The sequence below is a fragment of the uncultured Pseudoxanthomonas sp. genome, assembly GCF_947498795.1.
GTDB lineage: Bacteria > Pseudomonadota > Gammaproteobacteria > Xanthomonadales > Xanthomonadaceae > Pseudoxanthomonas_A.
In genome coordinates, this window is record NZ_CANMLQ010000013.1 from 19,428 (window position 1) to 44,577 (window position 25,150).

The window sequence follows — 25,150 nt, forward strand, 5'->3', positions numbered from 1 at the left end:
CGATGGGCGATATCCGCTCCCCTTCCCGTCGTGCCCTCTTGTTCGGCCCTGTGCCGAACGCGCCGTCGCTTGCCGTACTCCGGCCGCCCTGGGCGAAACCCGAGCCTGAGTTCCTTGCCGCCTGCACGCACTGCGATGCCTGCGTGCGTGCGTGTCCCGAACAGGTACTGCTCCGGGGTGCCGACGGCCTGCCATGCTTCGAGTCGCACGCAGGCGAATGCACCTTCTGCGGCGACTGCGTGGCGGCGTGCGACAGCGGCGCGTTCGAGCCTGCGCGCGATCCGCCATGGACGCTCGTTGCGCAGGTCGCCGGCACCTGCCTGTCGGCGCGGGGCGTGGTTTGCGCCAGTTGCCGCGACGTCTGCCCCGCATCCGCGATCCACGTACCGCCCGGCGCGCGGGGCGCGGCGAGCGTCGAGCAGGAGGCATGCACCGGCTGCGGCGCCTGCGTCGCACCGTGTCCGGTGGACGCCATCTCCCTGCACCACGCACCCGCCATGGAGGCCGTCGCTTGAACGCACACGCACCCGACATCCATATCGCCAGCTTCGTCATCCAGCACCGCGACACCGCCGGCGACGGATTGGCCGCGATGATCCGCGAACACGCCGACCTCGACCTGGCGCTCGCCGGTGGAACGCGCAGCGTGGTGATCTGCGAGTCCGCCGACCGCCATGCGGTGATGGAGCGCGTCGACCAGCTGCAGGCGGTGCCCGGCGTACTCAACGTGCTGCTGGTCTACCACCACGCCGAGCCGGCGCACGCGCTCGACGAGCCGTTGCCTTCACTTTCCATCCTGTCCACGACCGGAGAGGCCCATGAGCACACGTCGTGACTTCATCCGCCACAGCGCGCTGGCCACGGCCGCCGCGGCGGCCGGCCTGCCGCTGACCGGCACCGGCAGCAACGTCGTCACCGAAGGCGACCTGACCACGCTGAAGTGGGACAAGGCGCCCTGCCGCTACTGCGGTACCGGCTGCGGCGTGAACGTCGCGGTCAAGGACGGGCGCGTGGTGGCCACGCATGGCGATGTGCACGCCGAGGTCAACCGCGGCATCAACTGCGTGAAGGGCTACTTCCTTTCGAAGATCCTGTACGGCGCCGATCGCCTGACCCAGCCGCTGCTGCGGAAGAAGAACGGCGTGTACGCGAAGGACGGCGAGTTCACCACGGTGGAGTGGGATGAAGCCTTCGACGTGATGGCGGCGCAGTTCAAGCGCGTCCTCAAGGAGAAGGGCGGCGACGCGATCGGCATGTTCGGCTCGGGGCAGTGGACGATCTTCGAAGGCTATGCGGCCAACAAGCTGATGAAAGCCGGCTTCCGCAGCAACCACATCGACCCGAACGCGCGCCACTGCATGGCGTCGGCGGTGGCGGGCTTCATGCGCACCTTCGGCATGGACGAGCCGATGGGCTGCTACGACGACATCGAGGCGGCGGACGCGTTCGTGCTGTGGGGTTCGAACATGGCCGAGATGCACCCGATCCTGTGGACGCGGGTGACCGACCGGCGGTTGTCGCACCCGCACGTGAAGGTGGTGGTGATGTCCACCTTCGAGCACCGCAGCTTCGAATTGGCCGACATCCCGATCATCTTCAAGCCGCAGACCGACCTGGTCATCCTCAACTACATCGCCAACCACATCATCCGCACCGGCAAGGTCGACCAGGACTTCGTCGGCAAGCACACCACCTTCAAGCGCGGCAACGACGACATCGGCTACGGCCTGCGACCGGAGCACCCGCTGGAAGTGAAGGCGAAGAACGCGAAGGACCCCAACGGCGGCCAGCCGATCAGCTATGAGGATTTCGCACGCTTCGTGGCGCCGTACACGCTGGAGAAAGCCGTCGAAATGACGGGCGCGGAACGCGGGTGGCTGGAGCAGCTGGCCGAACTGTACGCCGATCCGAAGACCAAGGTGATGTCGTTCTGGACCATGGGCTTCAACCAGCACACGCGCGGCGTGTGGGCGAACAACATGGTCTACAACATCCACCTGCTGACCGGGAAGATTGCCACGCCGGGCAACAGCCCGTTCTCGTTGACCGGGCAGCCTTCGGCGTGCGGCACGGCGCGCGAGGTGGGCACTTTCAGCCATCGCTTGCCGGCCGACATGGTAGTGACCAATCCCGAACACCGGAAGCACGCCGAGGAGATCTGGAAACTCCCGCCGGGCACCATCAATCCGAAGGTGGGTTACCACGCGGTCGAACAGAACCGCGCGTTGAAGGACGGCAAGCTCAACGCGTACTGGGTGATGGTCAACAACAACATGCAGGCGGCGGCGAACCTGCGCGAAGAGACCTGGCCGGGCTACCGCAACCCGGACAATTTCATCGTCGTCTCCGATGCCTACCCCACGGTGACCGCCCAGGCCGCCGACCTGATCCTGCCGGCGGCGATGTGGGTGGAGAAAGAAGGCGCCTACGGCAACGCCGAGCGGCGCACCCAATTCTGGCACCAGTTGGTGAAGGCGCCGGGGGAAGCGCGCTCGGACCTGTGGCAGCTGATGGAGTTCTCCAAGCGCTTCACCACCGACGAGTGCTGGCCGGCCGAACTGTTGGCGGCGAACCCGCAGTACAAGGGCAAGACGCTGTTTGACGTGCTGTACCGCAACGGCAACGTGGACCGGTTCCCCAGCGATCAGATCGAGCGCGGCTACGCCAACGACGAATCGGCGCTGTTCGGCTTCTATGTGCAGAAGGGCCTGTTCGAGGAGTACGCGGCCTTCGGTCGCGGCCACGGCCACGATCTGGCGCCGTTCGACGATTACCACAGGGCGCGCGGCCTACGCTGGCCGGTGGTCAAGGGCAAGGAGACCCGCTGGCGCTACCGGGAAGGCGCCGATCCTTACGTCAAGGCGGGGAGCGGTTTCGAGTTCTACGGCAACAAGGACGGCAAGGCGGTGATCTGGGCGCTGCCGTACGAGCCGGCCGCCGAATCACCCGACGACGAGTTCAACCTGTGGCTGGTCACCGGCCGGGTGCTGGAGCACTGGCACTCGGGTTCGATGACGATGCGCGTGCCCGAGTTGTACAAGGCGTTCCCGGCGGCCGTGGTGTTCATGAATCCGGATGACGCGAAAGAGCGCGGACTCAAGCGCGGCGACGAGATCATCGTGGCCTCGCGCCGGGGCGAGATGCGCTCGCGGGTGGAAACGCGAGGACGCAACCGGATGCCACGCGGTGTCGTGTTCGTGCCGTGGTTCGATGCCGGGCAGCTGATCAACAAGGTGACGCTGGACGCCACCGATCCGATTTCCAAGCAGACCGATTACAAGAAGTGCGCGGTCAAGGTCGTCGCTGCCTAGAGGCTCGCCATGCAGAACAAGCAACTGTGGATCGCAGTGGCGCTGACGGGGCTGCTGATGGTGCTGTTGTTCGTGGCCGGCTGGATGTTCGGCCGGCCGAAGCACGCCGATGTCGTGGCGGAGGTTGAATCCGCACCGGTGGATGCGCGCGCGGTGTTCGTTCCCGGCGGTGGGCAGATTGATGCGATCCGACGTGGTGTGCCGATCGATCAGGAGGGCCATCCGCCACCGATGGCGCACGTGGAGAACGCGGACCTCAGGCGCGCGCGCGCCTACCCGATGCAACCTCCGACGATCCCGCACGCCATCGACGGCTACCAGATCGACAAGAACAGCAACCGCTGCATGCTGTGTCACGCGCGTGCGAACGCGGCCACGTTCCAGGCGCCACCGGTCAGCGTTACCCACTACATGGATCGCGACGACCAGTTCCTGGCCACGATTTCACCGCGCCGCTACTTCTGCAACCAGTGCCATGTCGTGCAGACCGATGCGCCGGTGCTGGTCGCCAACCAGTTCCGCGACATCGACAGCGTGCTGTCGTCGCCGCCGGCGGCGAAGGAGTAGCCCATGTGGTCACGGACGAAAGCGCGGGTGCTGGGCCTGTGGCGCACGTTGCGCCTGCCCAGCCGCCACTACAGCCTGGGCTTCCTGACGGTGGCCGGCTTCCTGGCGGGCGTGATCTTCTGGGGCGGCTTCAACACGGCGCTGGAGGCGACCAATACGGAAGCCTTCTGCACCAGCTGCCATGAGATGCGCGACAACGTTTTCGAGGAACTGAAGACCACGATCCACTACAGCAACCGTTCCGGCGTGCGCGCGACCTGCCCCGACTGCCACGTGCCGCACAACTGGACGGACAAGATCGCGCGCAAGATGCAGGCATCCAAGGAGGTCTGGGGCAAGATTTTCGGCACCATCGACACGCGCGAGAAGTTCCTCGACGAGCGCCTGATCCTGGCCACGCACGAATGGAACAGGCTGAAGGCCAACGATTCGCTGGAGTGCCGCAACTGCCACGACTACGACTCGATGGACCTCACCCGCCAGGGATCGCGCGCGGCGCAGGTGCACAAGCTGTGGTTGGGCACCGGCAAGAAGACCTGCATCGATTGCCACAAGGGCGTGGCCCACCACCTGCCGAACATGACGGGCGTGCCGCAGGGATAGGCGGCCCCACGCTCGGTCGTTCCATGTCCGCTTCTGGCCGATAGCGGACAAGGTCTGGTCTATCAGTCCCTAGCTCAGCAAGGCTTCTTACTATGCTGCCAACGGCATTGATTGCTCATTGCGAGTTAGCAATTTGCACGCCAACCGCCAAACCAAATCCCAGCGCGCCGATAGCCAGCATCAGGTAGCCGACATTGCCGAGAATGCGCCGAAACAGACGTTTCCTTTCGTGCGCTTGCGATGCTCCGAAGCTCGCAAACTCGACAACGCCCCCCGCAGAGGTGTTGTGGAATTCGTAGCGTGCAAGAGAGGTGCCCAGTCTGCGGGCCAAGGCGAACAGGGCGATGCCGATGCCCAGCGGAATCAGCGAGAGCCCGCCGAGAATCAGGGGCAGCTTCTTCCGGAATTCGCGTCCGCGCTCGGCACGTCCGGCTTCGCGGCGTTCACTCTGATAGTCGGCGAACCGCTGACGGCTGCCGCCCACGCCGGTCAGGTCCACGAATCGATCCTGATACCCCGGCGGAAAATACAGCTGGGCCGTCTCCTGCGCCGCCTGCGGACTCGCCTTGAAGTAGTTCTTCTCCCTGGCAAAGCGCTGGCGGCGGCAGGTATCGAACAGGTTGTCCACATAGCCGCACTTCTTGCGCCAGTCGGGATCGGCCTGCATCTTTTCGTCGAGGGCACGATACGCCTGGCTGTACGCGTCGAGCAGCTCGCGAGCAGGACGCGATGCCTGGGACACATTGCCGCTGCTGCTTGAGGTATGCGCCAGGGCACTGTGCAGCATCATCAGCCGCCCGGCCTGGCGGCCGGCGATTTCGTCGGGTTCCGCGTCCCCTGCGGTCGCCAGAAGGTCGGACTGGACCTGCTCTGCGGAAGGATAGTGCGCCAGGGCAGCGGCATCCTTGTCATTCGCCCATGCCAGTCCTGCCTGTGTGCCGAGTAAGGCGAACATCAACGCCGCGCCGATCTTCATACGCTTCCCCTGTGAGTGATGCTGTTCCGGACATGTCCCGCGGGTTCTGCGAACCCGCATCGCCGGCAGTGGAGGCAGGCCGGCCCCGCTTTGAGCGAGGCGGACGTCCATCCCCCCGGATACCACCTCAATCCCCCGCGCCTCCCGGGCCCTGCAACAAGCGTTGCCACGCGGCCATCTCGTCTTCCTCCGGCGTGCCGAGGTCGGTCAGCGCCGCCACTGCGGCAACCAGCAGCGGGCGGCCTTCCTGCGCGTGACCCGACTGCATGAGGATCTGGCCGCGCAGCGCCTGCAGCCGGTGTTCCCAGCCGGGCGTGGAGTCGCCGGCGGTGAGGGCAGGCACGCTGAGGCCATCTACCATCTCCAGCGCTTCGGTGTACTGGCCTTCGGTGGCGAGGTGGCCGGCGAGCGCATAGCGGAAGCTGTGCGCGGCGACGTTGTCTTCGCCGAAATGCCGGCGCAGGCCGCTCTCCGCCTGGCGCAGGTAGGCCAGGCCCGCCGGACGGTCGCCGCAGTCGTACTCCTTGAAGCCCAGGTTGCCCGTCTCGATCAGCGTGGCCTGGCGTTCTTCGCCGTAGCGCTTCGCCATGCGCTCGCGCACCGTGCGCGCGATGGGCAAGGCCTTGGGGCAGGCGTCGGCGTAGTCGTGGATGCTGGCCACCAGCGAGAGCTGCACCAGCGTGGTGTAGTCGTCGGGGCCGAGGATGCGTTCGGTGGTGGCGGCCGCGGTCTGTGCGATCGGCAGCGCCTCGGCGTAGCGGCCCATGTTGCGCAGCGCCCGCGCCAGCATCACGCGGTAGCCGGCGACGGTGGACTCGCCGATCCGGCCGGCGTCCAGCAACGGATCGACCAACAGCTGTTGCAGCAGTGGCACCGCTTCTTCGGCCTTGCCGGAGCGGAGCAGGGCATCGGCGATGTTGGAGCGGATCAGCGCCGCCATCGAGGCGTCGTCGGGACGCAACGCACGCTGCAACGCATCCGCGCGGCGGTGCGCGACCAGCGACGGTTCGATCTGCAGTTGCTGGAAGTGAAGCTGGCCGCGCGCGATGGCGGCATACAGGGCCACGTCGTTCCGGCCGTCCAGCCGTAGGCGGCCGGCGAGGCGGTCGGCCTCCTGCAACTGCCGCTCGGCCTCGGCGAAGGATTCGCGCGTGCCGGCATAGGCCAGCGTGCGCACCAGGCCGTAGCGCGTGACCAGTGTCTGTTCGTCGTCCACGCCAAAGGCGCGGCCGTAGTCCTGCACCGCCTGCCGCAGATGGTCGGCGGCGCGCTCGCGGTCGCCGAGCGTGCGCCAGGCATCCCCCAGTGCCGCGTGGATGCCGCCGCGCACGGCGGGATCGCGGTCGAAGCGCGCGGCCAGCGGTGCGCCGGCCTGTTCGAGCATCTGCCGCACGGTCGGATCGCGTTCGAAGCCTACGCCGCCCGGACTCAGTGCGCCGATCAGGTCGTCGCTGAGGAAGCGCGTCACCGCCTCTGCGCGGGCGGCCTGCATTGCCGCGCTCTGGCGCTGCTGTTCGCTGCGGTACCAGAACAGCGAACTCGCCAGCAGGCCTGCGCTGAGCAGCACGAAGCTGGCGACGATCCAGGGACGCCGCGCATGCGTGCGTTCCAGCATCCGTTGCGCGTGCCGGGCGTTGCGCTCTGCCGTTTGTTGTTCGTCCTCGCGTGCGCGTCGCTGCGGCAACGAGGACAGGCGATCGATCAGGTCCGCTACGCTGCCGAGGCGCCGCGTCGGGTCGCCGTCGGTGGCGCGGCCGATGTCTTCCACCAGCAGCGGATCATCGATGTCGCGTTCCCATCCGGGCGCCATCGGGCGGCGCAGGTCGCCCACCAGCCACTGGTACAGCAGCACGCCCAGAGCGTAGACGTCGCTGCGCACCGTGGCCGGCTGTCCGGCGATCAGTTCCGGCGCCAGGTAGAGCGGGGTGCCGGAGCTGTCGCTGCCGGCGGTGGTCACCGTCATGCCCATGCCGGTGATGCCGAGTTCGGCCAGCCGTTCCGGTTGCAGCAGGCGGCTGTTGCCGAAGTCGGTGAGGCAGGGCTGCCAGCGCTCGCCCTGACGTGCGCGCACCAGCACGTTGTCCGGCTTGATGTCCTTGTGCAGCACGCCCACGCCATGTGCGGCATCCACGGCCGCCGCGATCTGCAGGAAGAACGCCAGCTTGCGTGCGCGGTCCCAGCCAGCGAGCGCATCGTGCTCCGCCGCCCAATCAGGCAGCGCCTGGCCGCCGTACTCGCACTCCAGGAAATAGGGTTCGGTCTCGAAGTTCCAGTCCAGCACGCGCACGAAGTCGTCGCGTTCGCCCAGCGTGTCGCGCAGCACGCGCATCAGCGTGGCCTCGCGCTTGATGGCGGCCAGGCGCTCGCCACCCACGCTGAACTTGAACACGCGCGCATCGCGGCTGCGTGGCTGGCGGGCCAGCCAGACTTCGCTGCCCAGGGTGCGGCCGAGCGGGCGTTCGAGCAGGAAGTGTTCGCGGCCGGGCACCGGTTGGCCGGCGACGAAACTCAGCGCGGTGCCGAGCCGTTGTCCCTGCGCCACGCGTTCGACCGGGCCGTCGAGGCGGTAGCCCACGCGCGGCACGGTGGCGATGCGGTCTTCGCCGGCGGCATCGAGCGCCTTGCGCAGCTTGCCGATGGCGGTGGCCAGGACGTGGTCGACGGTGATCCGGCCGGTCCAGACCTGATCGAACAGTTCCTCCTTGGTCACCACCTCGCCGACGTGGCGCAGCAGTACCGACAGCACCTGCAGCGGCTTGTGCTCGATGTCGACGGCTAGGCCGGCGACCCGCAGCTCGTGGCGGGCTTCATCGAACTCGACGGTGCCGAAGCGCCAGCGGTAGAGGCGGGCGTCGGGAGGCGGGGAAGGTGGCATGCGATCGATGATAACGCCGGTTACAGCGTCGATTGCATGGGCGAAAACCCCCTCCTGGCGGGCTTGAAGGTTTCTTGAAAACTCCATGAGGACGTCAGGGGCGCAGGGCCCGCAGCCTCGGTTCCATGCCCGGGCCATGTGGCTCCCGGACGGACATCCAGGGGAGCGCGCATGGGAACGGACAGGGGAAGCCGACGGGGGTGGCGGGGCCGGGGCGTGCTTATCACCCTGCTCATCGCCGCCTTAGGGTGTGGTGTTGCCGGAGCGGTCGTTGCCCAGACCCCAGCGCCTGCGCGCAGCGTCCTGGGTCCGTGGGTGGGCACTTATGTCTGCGCGCAGGGCCTGACCGGGCTGACGCTCAGCATCGCCGAGGCCACGCCCACGCAGGCACGCGCGCTCTTCCATTTTTATGCGGATCCGCGCAATCCGCGGGTGCCGACCGGCTGCTTCACCATGACCGGCCAGTACGACCCCGCGTCAGGCCGGCTGCAACTCAAGGGCGGGGACTGGCTGCTCAAGCCCGGGGGCTACCGCGTGGTGCACTTCGACGGCCATGTCGATGCGGAGGGTCGCCGGTTCACCGGCAAGGTCAGCGGTGCGCCCGCATGCAAGCAGTTCGACCTGGCCCGCGCGCCATCACCGGTGACACCGCCAGCCACCTGCGCCATCGCCATGCCGGTCGCGCAGGCCGACCTGCAGGATGCGGGACGCCTTGGCGACGCGCTGACGAACGCGGGCCGCGTCGATCTGAACATCCTGTTCGATTTCGCGCAGGCGACGATCCGGCCAGACAGCCTGCCGCAACTCGACGAGTTGGGACGGATCCTGCTGACGCCCGCGCTGTCCGCACGGCGCATCGGCATCCACGGCCATACCGATGCCGTCGGCAACCCGGACGCCAACCTGCGCCTGTCGCGCCAGCGTGCGGCGGCTGTCGCCGAATACCTGCAGCGTGCGTTCGGCATCGTGCCGCAACGCGTCGACGTGCAGGGCTTCGGCAAGACACGCCTCAAGCAACCGCGCACGCCCGAGGCGGAAGCCAATCGCCGGGTCGAGATCGTGTTGCTGGACTGAACCTTTGCGCCGTGTCGCCCGCGCGCGCCACGACACCCATCAACCAGAAAAGGAAATGCCGATGACGAAGACCTTGCCCCTGCTGGCCCTGTCCGTCCTGCTGCTGTCCGCCTGCGGCGGCGACAACGACCTCGCCGACGGCCAGGAGGAAATGGGCGTGCCGGTCGATGAGCTAGAGGAAGCGGCGGCGGCCGCGCCCGACGACACCGCGTCGCTGCGTTGTCCGCCGAAGGTGCGCAAGGACTTGGTCGGCCCGGACATCACCGGGTTGCGCCCGGGCATGACGCGCGAGGAAGCGCTGTCCATCGTGCGCTGCACGCTGGGCGAAGACGCGGTGGTGACCGAGGAAAAGCGCTGGCTCGATCGGCTGGATACCTACGGCGTCGAGCTGGGCCCGCAGTTCTTCACCGTCGAGAAAGGCAGCTACCGGCCGTGCAACTTCGCGCGCGAGTGGCAGGAGTGCCGCGGCAAATTCAAGTGGGAGCACACCGACGAAATCATCAGCGTCGCCACGCCGGGCGTGCCGGGCAGGGAAACGGCGGTCGCGATCTGGCGCACGCAGAAGTTCCGCGATGGCCAGATGCCGTCGGTGGATGCCACGCTGGAAGCGCTGACCGGCAAGTACGGACAGCCGCAGGTGCGCGAGAACATCGATTCGCCGCGCGGCTATGCGGCCGGCACGCGTGATCTGCAGTGGATCTACGACCGTGCGGGCAATCCGCTGTCCGAGGCCAATCCACTGTTCAACCAGTGCCGCAACGGTGTCTATGCGGCCAGCGACAACACCAGCGCCCGCTGGACCGAGGGGTGTGGCCTGAACATCAGTGCGCGTGTCGTGCTGAGCGGCAAGAACCCGGGGCTGGTGATGGAGTTCTACACCGCCATGATCCAGCAGAGCGACACTTACGCCGTCGTGGAAGGCATGGGGGCGGAGTTGCAGCGGCTCGGCCAGGCGCGTCGCGATGCCGAGGTCAAGGAGGCCGGCGATGCCAGCGATGTCCGCCTCTGAAGTCCGCGCGTCCGCGATCGTGGCGCTGCTCCTGGTGCTGTCCGCATGCGGTGGCAACAACGACGCCGCGGTCGAAGCGCCGGCTGCGGCCACCGCAACGCCGGCATCGTCGTCCAGCGATGCGCCGGTGGCGGGCACGACATCGACGTCTTCTTCCACGCAGCCTGCGGCGACGGAAGCGCGTTACGGCGAACGCCAGCTGGACCATCCGGACGACCTGCAGATGCTGCTGCTGTCCTATCGTCTGGAAGGACGCGAGCCGCCCATCGCCACGTGGGCGGGCCAGCAGTCGCGGGTGGTCTATGCCGACGAGTTCCAGCGCCCCGCACTGCTGCTGGACGAACGGGGGCGCCTGCAGGCGATCCATGACGGCACTGCCGACGTCGGACGGTTGCGCCTGAACGTCAACGCGCGGTTCGGCGAGTACGACAGTGCGCGCGGCGGCTACTACCTCGATGCCTTCATGCCCGGCAGCGTGTTCCATTTCAACGCGCAACCGTCGCCCGCCGAACGCCAGCAACGCGTCAGCCTGCAGATCGACAACCCGGAAGAGCTCAACTTCTGGCCGCTCGATGCGGCCGCCGCGCAGGACGTGCTGGCGCGCAACAGCGGACTGCGCGACGTCACGCTGGACAGCCGCCTGCGCATCACCGGCGTCAACCGCCGCAGCGATGGTCCGGTGATCACCGCGCGCCTGGAGGGCTACAGCATCGGCAGCGACCGCTACGGGAGACCGGTGTCGCTGGGCGATCGGCAGTTCGGCGCAGGGGGACCATGACATGGCGATCGCGCGAATCGTCCCGCTGGCGTGCCTGGTGTTGCTGCTGGCCGCCTGCGGCAGCGGCATGCAGGGTACCTACGAAGATGCGATGGGATTGAGCCAGCTGCGGTTCGAGCGCGACGGTTCGGTCGTGCAGTCCGCCGCGCTGGGCGGCGTCGAGGTCCGCCTGCGCTACGAGGTGGATGACGATCGCGTGCGTCTGTCGCATCCCGACATCGACGGCGCGGCGCTGGTGCTCACGCGCGTGGATGGGAACACCCTGTCCGGCCCGATGGGCGTCACCTACAAGCGGGTGACGGACTGAGTGCCCGCCATCCCGATCATGATTCCAACAGGAGAGAACGCAATGAGGGACTGGCTCTATTTCGATGCGATGGTGACCCCGAAGATGATCACCTTCATCTACTGGATCCTGCTGGCGGGCGCCGTCGTGTCCGGACTGGTTCTGATGTTCAAGGGCTTCGGGATGATGCGTTACTCGGGCTTCGCCGGTTTCGGCATGGTGGTGGCCGCGCCCATCCTGGCCACGCTGTCTGCGCTGCTGGCACGCATCTACTGCGAAATCATGATCGTGCTGTTCAAGATCAACGAAGCCCTGCAGGACATCCGCAGGAAATAGGCCGCGCGACCGCGGCACATCCTTCCGCCATGCATCGCCGTCCCCGCGGGGCGCGGGTGTACGCGTGCCATTACAGAACAGGGGAGCAGGCATGGGGATTCATCCTTCCGCACTTAAAAACGGAATCGAATATGCAGGCGGGCCGGGAGCGGCACGGCGTCTCTTCGCTGCGATGGCCCTGACGTTCGTCACCTTGCTGCCGCTGCGCGGCGAAGCCGTGGATCGCGGCAAGCAGGTGGTGGTGTCCTCATCGGCGCCCGCTGCGCAGCTGTTGGACACGGTGGAGAACGCGATATGGGCGGCGGATGGCCAGGCCGCGGACAAGCCGGTCTACGTGCTGTACAGCACCGATTGCGCGTGGAGCAAGCGTCTCTACGACGACACGCGCAGCCTCGCCGGGAAGGTGCAGTTGCGATGGATTCCGGTGGCGGGTGGCACGGCGACCGGCGTGGTGGCGGCACGCGATGGCGCCAGCATCGCAGGGGCGTTCAACGGCCGCAGTGCGCGCTTGCCGGATACGGCGGCGGCGCAGCGTGGCCTCGCTTACAACCAGGGAGTGATGGACAGCGTCAACTACCAGATGCGGCCGTACGACCGCTCCTCGACGTTCGCATTCCCGACCTTGGTGTACCGCACCCGCAATGGGGTGAAGCTCGTCGCTGGCAACCCGCGCAATCTCGCCGCGTTACCGGCGGACGTGTTGGCCACGTCCGGCGCCACCTCCATGCCCGCCGGCATCGCGATCTCCGCGCAGCCGATCTCGCTCGTGCGCAGTCGCAACCTGCCCAAGTGGAGTCATCGCCAGGCGACGCCGGTTGTTTTCCACGCGGCTCCCTCGCCGCAGGCGCCCCCGATCGACGACCTGGGCAAGGATCTGCTCATCCCGGTCAGTGGCATCGTGGGCACGACGGGGTGGATCGAGGTGGCGCCGTGGGGGGCGGACAAGCGCAAGGCCTACGTGCACGACCCGGTGATGGCACGGATGGCGACGCTGGAGTTCCGGGTCAAACCGCAGGGTGGCCAATGGCAGGCGCGGGATACGGTGCAGGTCCGCGAATTCCCCGATGCGGAAGCGCCCGTGCTTGAAACGTTGAATCCGGGAGAGCGCTACCAGCGCCGTGGCATGGTCGACCGCAACGGCGAAGCTTGGGAACAGATTGTGCTGTACGCCGATGGCACGACTGGCTACGTGAAGCGCTAATCCAATCATTGCCTGATATGGGGTGTCCGCTTTAGGCCGATCGGCTGCTGCCAATGACACGATTGACGCTGACTTTACTGGTCCGCTATCTCCCCGGCCCGCAGACATCTTGGGGAGGCGCGTCCACAGCACAAAGGCGCTGACGCGCACGAGACAGGTTCTGACGGGTTGTTGGCGGCTGCGTCTCCAAGCGAGCCGCCAAGGCATTCGCGCGACGCATCGCTTCCGATGCTCCACGAGTATCACCAGCGTCCAATCGCGCTTCGACCAGTAGCGCATAGGTGGTTGCATGGCGAGGTGCGGGTTCCGTGTAGACGCGATCGGCCATCGCCGCCGCACGCTCTGCTAGGGGCAAGGCTTTGGCAGGCGCGCCCGTGGCGCCCGACATCCGTGCAACGTTCACCAGCCCAACGACGATGCTTGGGTGATCCCCATGAAATATACGCTCCCGCATCTCCAGCGACTGGTTATACAACGCAAGCGCGCCTGTACGATCGCCCCGTTCTTCGGCCAGTTGGCCGCGATTTCCGAGCGCGATGGCGAGATCCGCATTGCCATCCGGGAACTGCTTCTGCAGTGATGCTTGCGCTTGCTCGTAAAGGCGATCGGCACGCTCCAATTGGTCGAGGCCATGCGCTGCCTGTGCCAGATTTGAAAGGGTTCGCGCCCGATCCGCTTCTTCCCGATTGCCGCCATGATTCTCTTCCCATGCGGCCATTGCCCGCCGCAGCATCACGTCAGCGTCGGCATAGCGTTCTTCGGTCAGATACATCATGCCGAGATTGTTGAGCAGATACATCCGGATGGGGTCGTCATAGAACTCGCGCTTGTCGGATGCTGCGATGCCCATCTTATACAGCGCCTCGGCATCGGCGATGCGACCTTGCTCCTGGCGCAGCCCCGCGAGGCCTTCTATGACGCGGATCGTGCGCACGTCATCGCGTCCGAACACGCGCTCACTCTCCTGGAAGGCAAGCTCAAGCTGCTTCTCGGCCTGCGGCAGCCTGTATCGCCCGATCATGCTATAGCCGATCCCGAATCGGACCTCCGCAGACAGGTCAGGCCGATCCGGAAAATAGTCGTCGATGCGTTCAGCGGCACTGTCCAGTGCCTGACTCAACGTCAGCTCGCCGCTTCCTTCGAATGGGTCCGACATAGACAACACGTCGAGCAGGAAAGCGTTGACCTGGCGCATGTCCTCGGCTGCGCGCGCCGCTTCTCGTGCCTGCCATAGAGCGACGCCGGTGGCGCTGATGATCGCCACCAGCGCCAATGAGGCGAGTGTGGTGCCTAGGCGATGTCGACCTATGAACTTGCTGGCGCGGTAGAGGCGCGAATCAGGGTGTGCGCGAACTGGGCGACCTTCAAGGTGACGCTGCAGGTCCTCGCCCAGTTCTTGGGCCGATCCGTAGCGCCTCGCCGGGTCCTTATGCATTGCTTTGGCGACAATGCGCTCTAGGTCGTCGTCCAGCGTGCCCTCGCGCTGGCGTCGCACTTCGTCCACGAGCTTGGCCTCGCGCACCGCCTTGCGTAGCGGCAATGGCTGCGTCTCGCACACGGTACGTTCCGCCTGCGCCGGACTGAGCCCTGCAAGCTCGTACGGGCGAATGCCCGTCAGCAGCTGGAACAGCAGCACGCCCAGCGAGTACACGTCGGAACGGGTCGTGGTCGGTTCACGGCGCACCTGCTCCGGGCTTGCGTAAGCAGGTGTCATGGCCGTCAGCGACGTCAGCGAACTGCCAACGTCCTCTTCTGCCTCGAGCATGCGCGCTATGCCGAAGTCGAGTAGCCGTGGTTCACCGTCTTCGCCGACCAGAATGTTCTCGGGCTTGAGGTCGCGGTGCACGATCAGGTGGCGGTGCGCTTCCTGCACGCCGTCGCAGACCTTGCGGAACAATCGCAGCCGCGCCGGTACGTCGAGCGTGTGTTGGTCGCAGTGCGCGATCAGCGACAGACCGGGGACGTACTCCATCGCCAGCCAGGGCAATCCGGACGAGGTGGTACCACCGTCGAGGATGCGCGCGATGTTCGGGTGGGACAGCTGCGCCAGCAGGGCGCGCTCGTTCTCGAAGCGACTGACCAATTGCGCGCGGAAGGCCGCACTGGCACTCAGATGCAGGGGGCGGATCAGCTTGACCGCGACCCGTTGCTCGTAGGCGTCATCCGCGCGGCGCGCCAGGTAGACCACGCCCATGCCGCCGCTATCGATGCGTTCGACGAGCGCGTAGTTGCCAAGGCGCTCGCCCAGTTGTGGGAAGCCATCCGGCTCCGGCGCTGCGACAGGCTTCTCAAGGAAGGCATCAAGCGACGCCTCAGTCTCAAGCAGGCGCAGCACGCGCAGGTGCAGCCACTCGGGCAGCGACTGCGCATCCAGCCAGTCACGGCGTGTCGGCGGCGGCTGGTCGAGCGCGCGCTCGAACCAGAGCAGCACCTGACCTTCGTCGTTCGTTGCCATTCGGTATCCCCTTGCCGGCGGGCGACCCGCCGACGCAATCAACGTAGCAAAAGTGGTGGCGCTTGCCCACGTGTCGGGTCGCGGATGCGCTGCTAGACTCGGACGCATGGACGGACCATTCACGACGTGGCTTTCCGCATGGCGGCAAGGCGACCTGGCCGCACGCGATCGGCTGGTACAGGCGGCGTATCCCGAGCTGCGCGCGATCGCCCAGCGCCAGTTGGGTGGGGAGCGAGCCGGCCATACCCTGCAGGCGACGGCGCTGGTTAATGAGGCCTACATGCGGCTCAGTGGCCTCGAACGGATCGATTGGAAGGACCGCGTCCATTTCGTCCACATGGCGGCACGGATCATGCGCGAAGTGCTGGTCGACCACGCGCGCCGGCGCGCGGCACACAAGCGCGATGGCGGTGAGCGGATGTCGCTGACCCAGATCGAGCTCGCGGCGGGCGAAGACGGCGGTATCGACATCGAGGCCCTGGACAGCGCACTCGAAGCGTTGGAGCGGCTGGACCCGGACAAGGCGCGCATTGTCGAGTTGCGCTACTTCGGCGGGCTGACGATCGAGGAGACCGCCGAGGCGCTGGACCTGTCGCCGGCGACCGTGAAGCGGCATTGGCAAGTCGCTCGCACCTGGCTGTTCGAGACGCTGTCCGCCGTCGGCTGATCCAGGCAGGCCCAAGCGTTCGCGATTCCACGCGCAGCTGGTAGCCGGACGCGCTACGGGCTCTGCGTTTCTGGACATCGAGTTGTGGCTGGCCACATCCACGCAATACGCCTTGGCGGCCACAACGGCCTCTGCCCTGAGAGGCGCAAAGCGGGGCCGGATCGGCTCACTCGGGGTTCTTGCGATTTGGTGAGCCGATTTTCCGCGGTCCTGCGCCTCCTTACCGGACAGGGCATTCCGCCCGGGGGACCGACCATGACGCACCACCGTATTCCCACGTTGCTGGCCTTGGCGCTGGCCACCGCATTTGCCGCCGCCTGCAGTCGCGCCCCACAACAAGGCCATGATGGACAAATGGGAGATGAAGCCTATGCCGACGATGCTCAGGGTGCCAATGCGCAGCCGTGGCCTGACGGCAACGATGCGGGCGACGGACTGCAGCCCGACATGTCGGCCCGCATGGTGGTCAGCGATGGGGGCGGCAGGCAGATGGCGATGCCACCACCGCCCGATACCCGCCGCCTGCGGCCGGCACAGATCATCGACAAGACCGGTGCCGGGCAGCCGATGGTGGTGGCGGACCTGCAGGTGCCGGATGGGTGGGACACGGTTGGAGGCGTGACGTGGAATAACCAGACCAGCTGCGTGACCAACCGGTTCCAGATGGGATGGACCACGATGGCGCCGGACAGCCTGACCGCGGTCGAGCTGCTGCCCGGCTTCAACTGGCAGGTCGCCGGCACGCAGATCCAGATGAACCCGTGTCCGGTGGCGCCATACCGGTCCACGCGCGAATTCCTGCAAGCGACGGTGCAGCGGACGCGTCCGGGTGCACGCGTGCTGGACTACCAGGACCAGCCCGACGTCGCAAGTAAGGCCGCTGCCGCCGCGCCTGCGCCGATGGGCGGGGCCCGGATCCGTCACGACGCCGGCCGCCTGCTGATCGCCTACGACAAGGACGGCGTGGAGATGCGCGAAATGCTCAGCGCCACGGTGACGTTCTCCGAAATGCAAGGCAACGTGGTGGCAGGTACCAGCATGATCTCATCGAGCCGCGCGCCGAATGGTCGCCTCGACATGGGCCTGACCGAGCGCATAGGCGAGACTGTGCGGGTCAATCCGCAGTGGGCGCAGGCCATCACCGAGCGCGGCATGGCCGCGGTACGCCAGATCGGCAACGACCAGCGCGCCAGCATCAACGACTGGCACAACCGGCAGATGGCGATCATCAATGCGCGCGGCGCGGCGGATCGCCATGCGATCCGGATGCGCACCAACCAGGAAGTCGCCGGCATTTACAGCTCCATCGCCGCCAACACCAGCGCGACCAATGACCGCATCCACGCGCGCACGGTGGACACGATCAATGGCGTGAACTCGTACGCGGGCACCGACGGCAGCGTGGTGAAATCGAGCATCCATGGCGGCGACCGCGTGTTCCAGAGCAATCGCGATCCGAACCAGGCCTACAACACCAACGATCCGTACCACGATCCCACCGACGCGACCGAACTGGAGCGCATCCCGTGAGCCGCGCTGCCACGCTGCTCGCTGCGGTGTGGGCGACCGCCCTGGCCTGCGCGTGGCTGCTGCCCGCGCCGGTCGTGGCCCAAGACAGCTTCGGCGGTCCGTCGTCGCAGCCGCCGCTGGCACAGGAGCAGCGCGCACTCCGGATGCCTCCGTCGGGGGGCATGCCGGATCGCGGCCAACCAGCGCCGTCGCGCGGCACGCCCGGCGAGGCGCAGGACTTCGGCGTGTCGCCGACGCCGCAGTTGCGGCCGAGCGATCGGTTGCATGCGTACACGCCCACCTCGATCCCCGGCGGCAAGGTGATCGGCACGCAGCAGTTGTCGCAGCTGCTGCAGCGCAGGCAGGGCGAGGTGATGCTGCTGCATGCCTTCGGTGGCATGGAGCATCTGCCGGGCGCCATCGCGGTCGCGCCTGCATCGCAGGGCGGAAGTTTCGACGACGAGGTACAGCGCGAGTTCGGCCAGTATCTGAAGCAGGCCACCGGCGGCGACCTGCAGAAGATGCTGGTGTTCTACTGCGCCGGCGTGCAGTGCTGGGGGTCGTACAACGCGTCGCTGCGCGCGATCCGGATGGGCTTCCGCAACGTGTACTGGTATCGCGGCGGCCTCGAGGCCTGGCGGCAAGCTGGCCTGCCGGTAAACAGAGGCGGGGGCCAGCAAGGCGCGTCGCGGTGACTCGCGTGCGCCGATGGCGTCCATGGGGGCTGCTGTCCGTATTGCTGGCGGCGTGTAGCGTTGCCGGACCCGGTGCAGTCCCGATGGACGGAGTGCTGCGCGATGCGCGGTTCGACAACGACCGTCTGCCACCGATGGCGGCCACGCCCGCGGAAATGCCGTTCGTGACGGCAGCGCGTGCCATGCTGCCGATGACGGAGGCGGTGACGCAGGGGGGTAGCGAGCCGCTTGCCTTCGGTCGCATCGAGGTTCCGAAGGGCTGGACGGCAAACGCCCCGGCTGCACCCGACGGGCCACCTTGCGACGGCAGGAAGCCTTGCATCCCCTACTACGAGCCCGGCACGCCGGGGTGCGCGGCATGGACATCCTGCGTGCTGTGGCAGGCGGTGGCGCCAACGAGCGGCGCGCGCATCGCGCTAGGGTCTCCGTCCCGCATTGCTGGCCAGCATGCTGCACCGGGAGGCCAGGGATCTGCAGCCGCCCGCATCGCACGGGACACGTTACGTGCGTTCGCCGAGCGTGGCGGAACCTTCGAGATCGTAGCGACGTCCGAGCCCTTGAACGGGCGTACCCCTGCCTCACGCCGGGGATGGTCGACTGGTGCAGCCTGGCTGGCGATCGCGCGTGATGGCCCGTTGGGCGCCACGCGCGAGTTCCTGGCGATCGACGTAGAAGTCAAAGCAACGGGCCGCGGATTCCATGACGTGCAAACCAGTCCGCTTTTGCTGATCGTTGCGCCTTCCGAACAGTTCGATCTTGCCGCTGCCCAAGCGGTGTGGCAGTCAATGCACGTGGACTCTGATTGGATTCCCCGCTGGTGGCTGGCATGGGAGCTGCGCACGGTACGTGCGACCTGCGAAGGCGGTTACCGGCGGGGAGAATGCAGGCGCGAGCCTGAGATGGGTATCAGCTACTTCCAATCGGGCCACAGCTTGGGTCTCTGGGACCTGCACGTCGCTGAGCCCTACGTCGAGCCGGAGCCACAACGCTACGATCGATGAATCGCCGCACCCTTGGCACTGGGCAGATTGCTTGCTCGATCACGCGTCAGCTCTCGTGCCGACGTTGCGGGTTGCCTCGTCGTACCTGCATGGCGAGCGTCGCCATGGTCCCCGCCGTCGTGCTCTTCAGCGCGGTCGCCTTGTCGATGGAGTCGGCGAGGAATGCATCATCAGTTCAGTAAGCGTGATCCGTTTCACGTTCCTTTTGCGCCTCCCCTCTATGTCGGCGCACTTCGCGTCAAAACCGGGGAATGGAACGATGGGCAAGGCAACGGGTTCGATGCCGGCGCGTAGCGCCGGTGCCAAGGGGAAGGGCGAGCAGGTGCGGCGGCCGGAGCGCAGCGGGCTGGCGGCGGCGATCTGCGTCGCACTGGCGGCGGGTGCATGGTTGCCATCGACGGCCGCGGCGCAGGAGTGGACCGGCAACGGCAGCAGCGGTGACTGGCGCGACGGTGCCAATTGGGCAGCCGGCAACGTGCCGGGCACTGGCATGAACGTCAATCCCAGGATCCGCCGCACCACCGGCGACGGCGCGGTTATCGACAATGCACAGGTCGGCGCACGGACCACCACGGCAATCCACGATGCCGTGATCGGTGACGCCGGCGGCGAGGCCCTGCTGACCATCCGCAATGGCGGCGGCCTGCATTCGAGCGGCGCGGTCTACATCGGGCTTGGCGACCTCGGCAGCGCGCAGACCGGCCCCCTCAGCATCGGCACGGTACGGGTCACTGGCGGCGGCTCCATGCTCACCGCGCGCAGCAGCTTGTTCCTGGGCGGCTACAGTGCGGCCAGCAACCGCACCTACGGCGATGGCCGGCTGCTGGTCGAGGACGGTGGCGAAGTCATCGTCAGCAATACGCTGGTCGTCGGCTCCGACAACGACAGCCTCGGTACGCTGACCTTGAGCGGCGGCAGTCGCGTGAGCTCGCAGGACCTGGCGGTTGCCAGCGGCAACCGCACCACCGGCACCGTGACGGTGTCCGGCGGCAGCACGTTGCAGACCAACGAGTACGCCGACATCGGTTACTCGGGGCGCGGCGGCTACGTGGGCTGGGAGGGCGGTGCGCGCGGGTTCGTGACCGTGACTGGCGTGAATTCCCTGTGGGCGATCGGTGGCCACCTTGCAGTGGCGCCGACATGGGACACCTTCGGCCGACTGTCCATCGTCGAGGGTGGTCAGGTCACGGTCGCGCGCGACGCCAGCGTCGGTGTGCGCGCCGGCAGCGACGGCGCCGTGCAGGTGTCCGGAGCTGGCTCGCAGTGGAGTGTGACCGGGCAGCTGACGGTCGGTTCCTCCGGCGTCGGACGCGTCGTGGTCGAGAACGGCGGTGCCGCCAGCAGTGCGCAGGCCAACATCGGCAGTGGCAGCAACGGTGCCGCCGAACGCGCGGACGGGCGACTCACGGTGACCGGCGCGGGTTCGCACTGGGCGAACACCGGCGACCTGCGCATCGGCGTCACCGGCGGCGAAGGCCTGCTGGAAGTCCTGGATGGCGCCACCGCGAGCACGCAAAACGCGTACGTCGGCCACGGCTACACGATCGGCAATGGCAACGCCCACGTGGCGGGCGCCGGATCGCGCTGGACTATCGCCAACCTGCTGCGCATCGGCCAGGGCGATGCCACCGGGCATCTGCGCGTCAGCAACGGCGGCCACGTCACTGCGACGACCGCGGAGGTCGGTTATGACGGCCTTGGCCAGCTGACGGTTGAAGGCGCCGGCAGCCTGCTGGAGATCGCGGGCGATCTGGACATCCATGGCTTCCGCGGCGACGGCATGATGACGATCGCCGATGGCGGCCGCGTGGTCAGCGGGAACGCCAACATCGGCACCGGCGGACTGAACGGCTGGGGCCATGTCGCGATCACCGGTGCGGGCTCGGTCTGGGAGTCGGGCCATGTGCAGATCGGCAGCGACGGCCGCGACGCACCGAATGGAACGTTGACACTGTCCGACGGTGGCCGCATCCATGGCCAAATCGCGACGCTGGGGTACGGCGGCGTGCTCGCGATCGGCGGCGGTATCGACGGCAATCGCGATCCGCTGGCGGCGACCGCGGCCGGCCTCTTCGATGTCGACGCGTTGTCGATAGCCAATCCTTATCAAAGTTATCGCGGCACGTTGCTGTTCAACCACACCGACACCGGCTACGTGTTCGGCACGTCGCTTTCGGGGACGGGCCGACTGCAGCACGTCGCCGGCGACACGCGCCTCACCGGAGATAGCGCCGGCTATACCGGCACCACCTCTGTCACTGGCGGTACGCTGCTGGTCGATGGCGGGCTGGGCGGCACGGTCGCGGTCACCGGTGGCACCTTCGGCGGCTCCGGCACGGTCGGCGCGGTGACCGTCAGCGATGGCGCCACGTTCTCGCCGGGCGGCATGGACGTCGGCACGCTGACGGTTGGTAGCCTGTCGCTGTCCGAGCAATCGATCGTGCGCTTCGATCTGGGCACGGCGGATGTCGTCGGCGGTGCCGACAACGATCTGGTCAACGTCACGGGTGCGCTCGTGCTCGACGGCCAGCTGCATGTGGATGCCGCGCCTGCGTTCGGCAATGGTGTGTACCGCCTGTTCAACTACGGCGGCGCGCTGACCGACCGCGGCCTTGCAGTCGCCGGGGTGGTCGGCGGCGGTTTCGACGATGCGGCCTTCGGTATCCAGACTGCGATCGGCGGTCAAGTGAACCTCATCGTCGGCGGCATCGATGCGCCGATCCTGTTCTGGCAGGGTGGATCCGGTACTTGGGACGCGGGATCGGCGCACTGGACCGATGCCAACGGCACGCGCGAGGACGCGTGGGGAGGCAACTTCGCCGTGTTCCAGGGCAGCGGCGGTACCGTGACCGTGGTCGGCGAGCAGCAGGTCACCGGCCTGCAATTCGCGGCGGACGGCTACTCTGTCGTCGCCGGCCAGGGCGGTGCGCTGTCGCTGGTCGAGCCGGAGACGATCATCCGCGTCGACCCGGGCCACACCGCGCGGCTGTCGGTGGCGCTGACCGGTGACGGTGCGCTGGTCCGTCGCGACGCAGGCACGCTGGTGCTGTCGGGCACCAATACCTACGCAGGCGGCACGCAGCTGTTCGAAGGCGTGCTGGAAGCCGCATCGGACGCGGCACTGGGCGCGGCGCAGGGCGACGTCACCTTCCGCGGCGGCACATTGCGCGTGGGCGACGGATTCAGCACGGCGCGCGGCTTCGACATCGGCAACGAGGGCGGTCGTCTGGAGACTGCGGGCAACGTCCGCTACAGCGGTGCGCTCAGCGGCAGTGCGGCGTTCCATCGTATTGGTGGCGGCGTGTTCGACTTCGCCGGCGACGGCAGCGGCTACTCGGGCACGCTCGGCAGCGGCAGTGGCGTGTTCCACCTCTCCGGCGTACTCGGCGGGATGCTGGACCTGGCGGCGGCCGCGACCCTGTCGGGCACCGGCCGCGCCAACGACCTGCGCATCGCCGGCCGGGTGGCACCAGGCAATTCCATCGGCACCCTGTTGGCCGATGGCGACGTGACGTTCCTGGCCGGCTCGACGTTCGAAGTGGAAGTGGCCGCGGATGGCCGCAGCGACCTGCTGCAGGTCGGCGGTCGGGCCGACCTGCAGGGAGGTACGGTTGAGGTGCGTGCACTGGATCCGCACACCGCCTACACCGACGGCCAGCAGTACACCTTCCTCACCGCGGCGGGTGGATTGACCGGCACCTTCGCCGGCGTGAACGACGACTCCGCCTTCCTCGACTTCACCCTGGGCTACACCGGCAACAGCGCGTGGCTGACCTTGGCCAAGGTGGCGACGTTCCCGGATGTCGCGCAGAGCTGGAACCAGCTGCAGTCGTCGACCGCGCTGCGCGATCTCAGCCCCTCGGGTGATGCCCTGGCGGTGTACAACACCGTGCTGATGCTGGATGCGTCGTCGGCACGTGCTGCCTTCGATGCCGCGTCCGGCGAGATCCACGCCGGCAACCAGCAGGCGATGGCGGCGGCGGGCGGCGCGTTCAACCGGACCCTGCTGCGGCAGCCGCTGGCCGATGGCCCGGGGCTGTGGCTGGCCGGCGTGTACGGGTCCGGCGACATCGACGGCGATGGCAACGCGGCCGCGCTCGACCACCAGGTTGGGGGCATCGCACTGGGTTATGGCAGCGGCGCGACGACGGCGGACGGTGGCTGGACGCTGGGTGCGGCGATCGGCATGACCGATACACGGGCCGACGTGGACGGACGTGCGTCGCGTGCGCGTGGTGATGCCTGGCACGCTGGTGTCTACGCCGGCTGGTCGCAGGGAGCATGGGAGGCCCGTGGTGCGCTGGGTTACATGGATGGTGACGCCGACATGGCCCGTGGGATCGCGTTCGGCGCACTGACGCGCACTGCGACGGCGGAACAGGCAATGGATGCATTCGGGTTCAGCGGCGAGCTGGCGTGGACGCTTTACGACGGCGCGGTGGCACTGGCTCCCGTGTTGACCGTGGATGCGCTGCGAGCAAACTTCGACGCGATCCACGAGTCCGGCGCAGGCGCGCTGGACCTGTCGCTGGAACGGCAACGCCACGAGCAGTTGGATCTCGGCTTGGGCTTGCGCGTGTCCGGCGCACTGGGCGCGGGCGGTTACGAGCTGCGCGCGGTCCATGTGCAGGACGTGGCCGCTGACCGCATCGCGGAACGCAGCGGTCTGTTCGCCGGCAGCCCGACGCCGTTCGCCGTGCGTGGCCCGGAGGCCGACAAGTCACGCGTGCGCGTGGCCGCCGGTGCGTCCTGGCCGGTCACCGACCGACTGTCGCTGGGCCTGCGTTACGAAGGCACATTCTCCGGCAGCGGCACCACGCATGGCGCGATGGCGCGACTGGACTGGCGCTTCTGAGCCATCGTTGGTCACATGAGGTGCAATGGGCCACCTACGGGTGGCCCATTGCAATCGACCGGAACTTCAATCTTCAAGATTGATCTGATCCCACGATTAACTGATGCCCGATCTGGGTCGAAACGGCCAAGCTGGGTCTTGTAATAGCTCTTAACTAAGGCGATACAGAGGTAACCGGAGCCTCTCCATCCCATCTCGGGATTGGAGAAAGCTATGAAGCGAAGCTCAGGCCGTTCAGCGGCACGTCCTGCTTGGAACCTAGGCAAGCTGGTTGGGCAGAAGGCGCCTCTGAAGCTCAAGGAGATATGGTCGATTCGAGTCAGGCTTCAGCTCAAGGGCGATAGTCGGCAGCTGGCGCTCTTTGATCTCGCCATCGACAGCAAGCTGCGCGCATGCGACTTGGTTGGGCTGCGGGTACGTGACGTTGCACATGGCATGCACATTGGCTCAAGAGGATGCGTCATCCAGCGCAAGACAAAGCGTCCTGTTCAGTTCGAGATCACGCCGCAGACTAGAGACGCATTGGTCGCTTGGATCGATAGCCAGGAGCTTGGCTTGGACGATCACCTCTTTCCCGGCAGGCAGCGAGGCTCGTCCCACCTTTCCACGCGCCAGTACGCTCGCTTGGTGAAGGCTTGGGTGCTTAGTATCGATCTGGATCCAGTGAACTACGGGACGCACTCCATGCGTCGCACCAAGGCATCACTCATCTATCAAAGGACCAAGAATCTGCGTGCCGTCCAGTTGCTGCTGGGGCACAGCAAGATTGAGAGCACCGTCCGTTACCTCGGGGTGGAGGTGGATGATGCTCTTGTGCTAGCAGAGCAGACCGAAGCATAGCTCGACCACGAAAGCGGCCTTCGCACGGCCGCTTTCGACCTTGGATTCAACCAATCGACGCAACAGTTTGTCGATATCGCTCTGCTGGTGTTTCGTAGTCCAGCGTCTTGCG

At 67.0% G+C, this 25,150-nt stretch carries 20 protein-coding genes; 17 read left to right on the forward strand and 3 right to left on the reverse strand.

Annotation, left to right across the window (positions count from 1 at the left end; all coding sequences use genetic code 11):
• Positions 1–2: 2 nt before the first annotated feature.
• From napF to Q0907_RS18240, 5 genes are read left to right on the forward strand one after another with little or no spacing between them, the layout of a single operon-like run.
• The gene (gene napF, locus Q0907_RS18220; protein WP_299347355.1) at positions 3–515 is read left to right on the forward strand and encodes a ferredoxin-type protein NapF; all 513 of its coding nucleotides are present in this window, start codon (positions 3–5) and stop codon (positions 513–515) included.
• Complete coding sequence (locus tag Q0907_RS18225) at positions 512–835, forward strand: chaperone NapD (RefSeq protein WP_299347357.1); 324 nt, start codon at positions 512–514, stop codon at positions 833–835. Before napF ends, Q0907_RS18225 begins: the two co-directional genes overlap by 4 nt.
• Positions 819–3,311: a periplasmic nitrate reductase subunit alpha gene (napA, locus tag Q0907_RS18230; protein ID WP_299347359.1), complete on the forward strand. Its 2,493-nt coding sequence runs from the start codon at positions 819–821 to the stop codon at positions 3,309–3,311. Before Q0907_RS18225 ends, napA begins: the two co-directional genes overlap by 17 nt.
• Positions 3,312–3,320: 9 nt before the next feature.
• Complete coding sequence (locus Q0907_RS18235; RefSeq protein WP_299347360.1) at positions 3,321–3,878, forward strand: nitrate reductase cytochrome c-type subunit; 558 nt, start codon at positions 3,321–3,323, stop codon at positions 3,876–3,878.
• A 3-nt stretch (positions 3,879–3,881) separates the two neighbouring features.
• A complete protein-coding gene (locus tag Q0907_RS18240; protein WP_299347362.1) occupies positions 3,882–4,481 on the forward strand; it encodes a NapC/NirT family cytochrome c in 600 nt (199 codons plus the stop codon).
• A gap of 115 nt (positions 4,482–4,596) precedes the next feature.
• On the opposite strand, the gene Q0907_RS18245 is transcribed toward Q0907_RS18240, so the two are convergent.
• On the reverse strand, positions 4,597–5,457 hold the full coding sequence (locus Q0907_RS18245; RefSeq protein WP_299347363.1) for a hypothetical protein: 861 nt from the start codon (positions 5,455–5,457) through the stop codon (positions 4,597–4,599).
• 127 nt (positions 5,458–5,584) lie between these two features.
• On the reverse strand, positions 5,585–8,332 hold the full coding sequence (locus Q0907_RS18250; RefSeq protein ID WP_299347365.1) for a winged helix-turn-helix domain-containing protein: 2,748 nt from the start codon (positions 8,330–8,332) through the stop codon (positions 5,585–5,587).
• A gap of 315 nt (positions 8,333–8,647) precedes the next feature.
• Here Q0907_RS18250 and Q0907_RS18255 point away from each other — a divergent pair, with 315 nt between their 5' ends.
• The 6 genes from Q0907_RS18255 (at position 8,648) to Q0907_RS18280 (ending at position 13,016) form a co-directional block, all read left to right on the forward strand.
• Positions 8,648–9,406 carry an OmpA family protein gene (locus tag Q0907_RS18255; protein ID WP_299347366.1) on the forward strand — a complete coding sequence of 253 codons (759 nt, stop codon included), beginning with the start codon at positions 8,648–8,650 and terminating at the stop codon, positions 9,404–9,406.
• A gap of 61 nt (positions 9,407–9,467) precedes the next feature.
• Positions 9,468–10,415, forward strand: coding sequence for a hypothetical protein (locus Q0907_RS18260; protein ID WP_299347368.1), 948 nt, complete (start codon positions 9,468–9,470; stop codon positions 10,413–10,415).
• Positions 10,402–11,193, forward strand: coding sequence for a hypothetical protein (locus Q0907_RS18265; protein ID WP_299347370.1), 792 nt, complete (start codon positions 10,402–10,404; stop codon positions 11,191–11,193). The genes Q0907_RS18260 and Q0907_RS18265 overlap by 14 nt, the downstream gene beginning before the upstream one ends.
• Position 11,194: 1 nt before the next feature.
• On the forward strand, positions 11,195–11,500 hold the full coding sequence (locus Q0907_RS18270; protein WP_299347372.1) for a hypothetical protein: 306 nt from the start codon (positions 11,195–11,197) through the stop codon (positions 11,498–11,500).
• A 42-nt stretch (positions 11,501–11,542) separates the two neighbouring features.
• Positions 11,543–11,815 (forward strand): DUF4282 domain-containing protein, encoded by a 273-nt coding sequence (locus Q0907_RS18275; RefSeq protein WP_299347374.1) that lies wholly within the window; start codon positions 11,543–11,545, stop codon positions 11,813–11,815.
• 172 nt (positions 11,816–11,987) lie between these two features.
• On the forward strand, positions 11,988–13,016 hold the full coding sequence (locus Q0907_RS18280; protein ID WP_299347376.1) for a hypothetical protein: 1,029 nt from the start codon (positions 11,988–11,990) through the stop codon (positions 13,014–13,016).
• 85 nt (positions 13,017–13,101) lie between these two features.
• On the opposite strand, the gene Q0907_RS18285 is transcribed toward Q0907_RS18280, so the two are convergent.
• Positions 13,102–15,471: a serine/threonine-protein kinase gene (locus Q0907_RS18285; protein WP_299347378.1), complete on the reverse strand. Its 2,370-nt coding sequence runs from the start codon at positions 15,469–15,471 to the stop codon at positions 13,102–13,104.
• A 106-nt stretch (positions 15,472–15,577) separates the two neighbouring features.
• Here Q0907_RS18285 and Q0907_RS18290 point away from each other — a divergent pair, with 106 nt between their 5' ends.
• The 6 genes from Q0907_RS18290 (at position 15,578) to Q0907_RS18315 (ending at position 25,038) form a co-directional block, all read left to right on the forward strand.
• Positions 15,578–16,138: a sigma-70 family RNA polymerase sigma factor gene (locus Q0907_RS18290; RefSeq protein ID WP_299347380.1), complete on the forward strand. Its 561-nt coding sequence runs from the start codon at positions 15,578–15,580 to the stop codon at positions 16,136–16,138.
• 255 nt (positions 16,139–16,393) lie between these two features.
• A complete protein-coding gene (locus Q0907_RS18295; RefSeq protein WP_299347381.1) occupies positions 16,394–17,668 on the forward strand; it encodes a hypothetical protein in 1,275 nt (424 codons plus the stop codon).
• Positions 17,665–18,342 (forward strand): rhodanese-like domain-containing protein, encoded by a 678-nt coding sequence (locus Q0907_RS18300; protein WP_299347383.1) that lies wholly within the window; start codon positions 17,665–17,667, stop codon positions 18,340–18,342. The genes Q0907_RS18295 and Q0907_RS18300 overlap by 4 nt, the downstream gene beginning before the upstream one ends.
• A gap of 83 nt (positions 18,343–18,425) precedes the next feature.
• Positions 18,426–19,343 carry a hypothetical protein gene (locus Q0907_RS18305; RefSeq protein ID WP_299347385.1) on the forward strand — a complete coding sequence of 306 codons (918 nt, stop codon included), beginning with the start codon at positions 18,426–18,428 and terminating at the stop codon, positions 19,341–19,343.
• 259 nt (positions 19,344–19,602) lie between these two features.
• Positions 19,603–24,198, forward strand: coding sequence for an autotransporter domain-containing protein (locus Q0907_RS18310; RefSeq protein WP_299347387.1), 4,596 nt, complete (start codon positions 19,603–19,605; stop codon positions 24,196–24,198).
• 213 nt (positions 24,199–24,411) lie between these two features.
• Positions 24,412–25,038 carry a tyrosine-type recombinase/integrase gene (locus Q0907_RS18315; RefSeq protein WP_299347388.1) on the forward strand — a complete coding sequence of 209 codons (627 nt, stop codon included), beginning with the start codon at positions 24,412–24,414 and terminating at the stop codon, positions 25,036–25,038.
• The last annotated feature ends 112 nt before the right edge of the window (positions 25,039–25,150 follow it).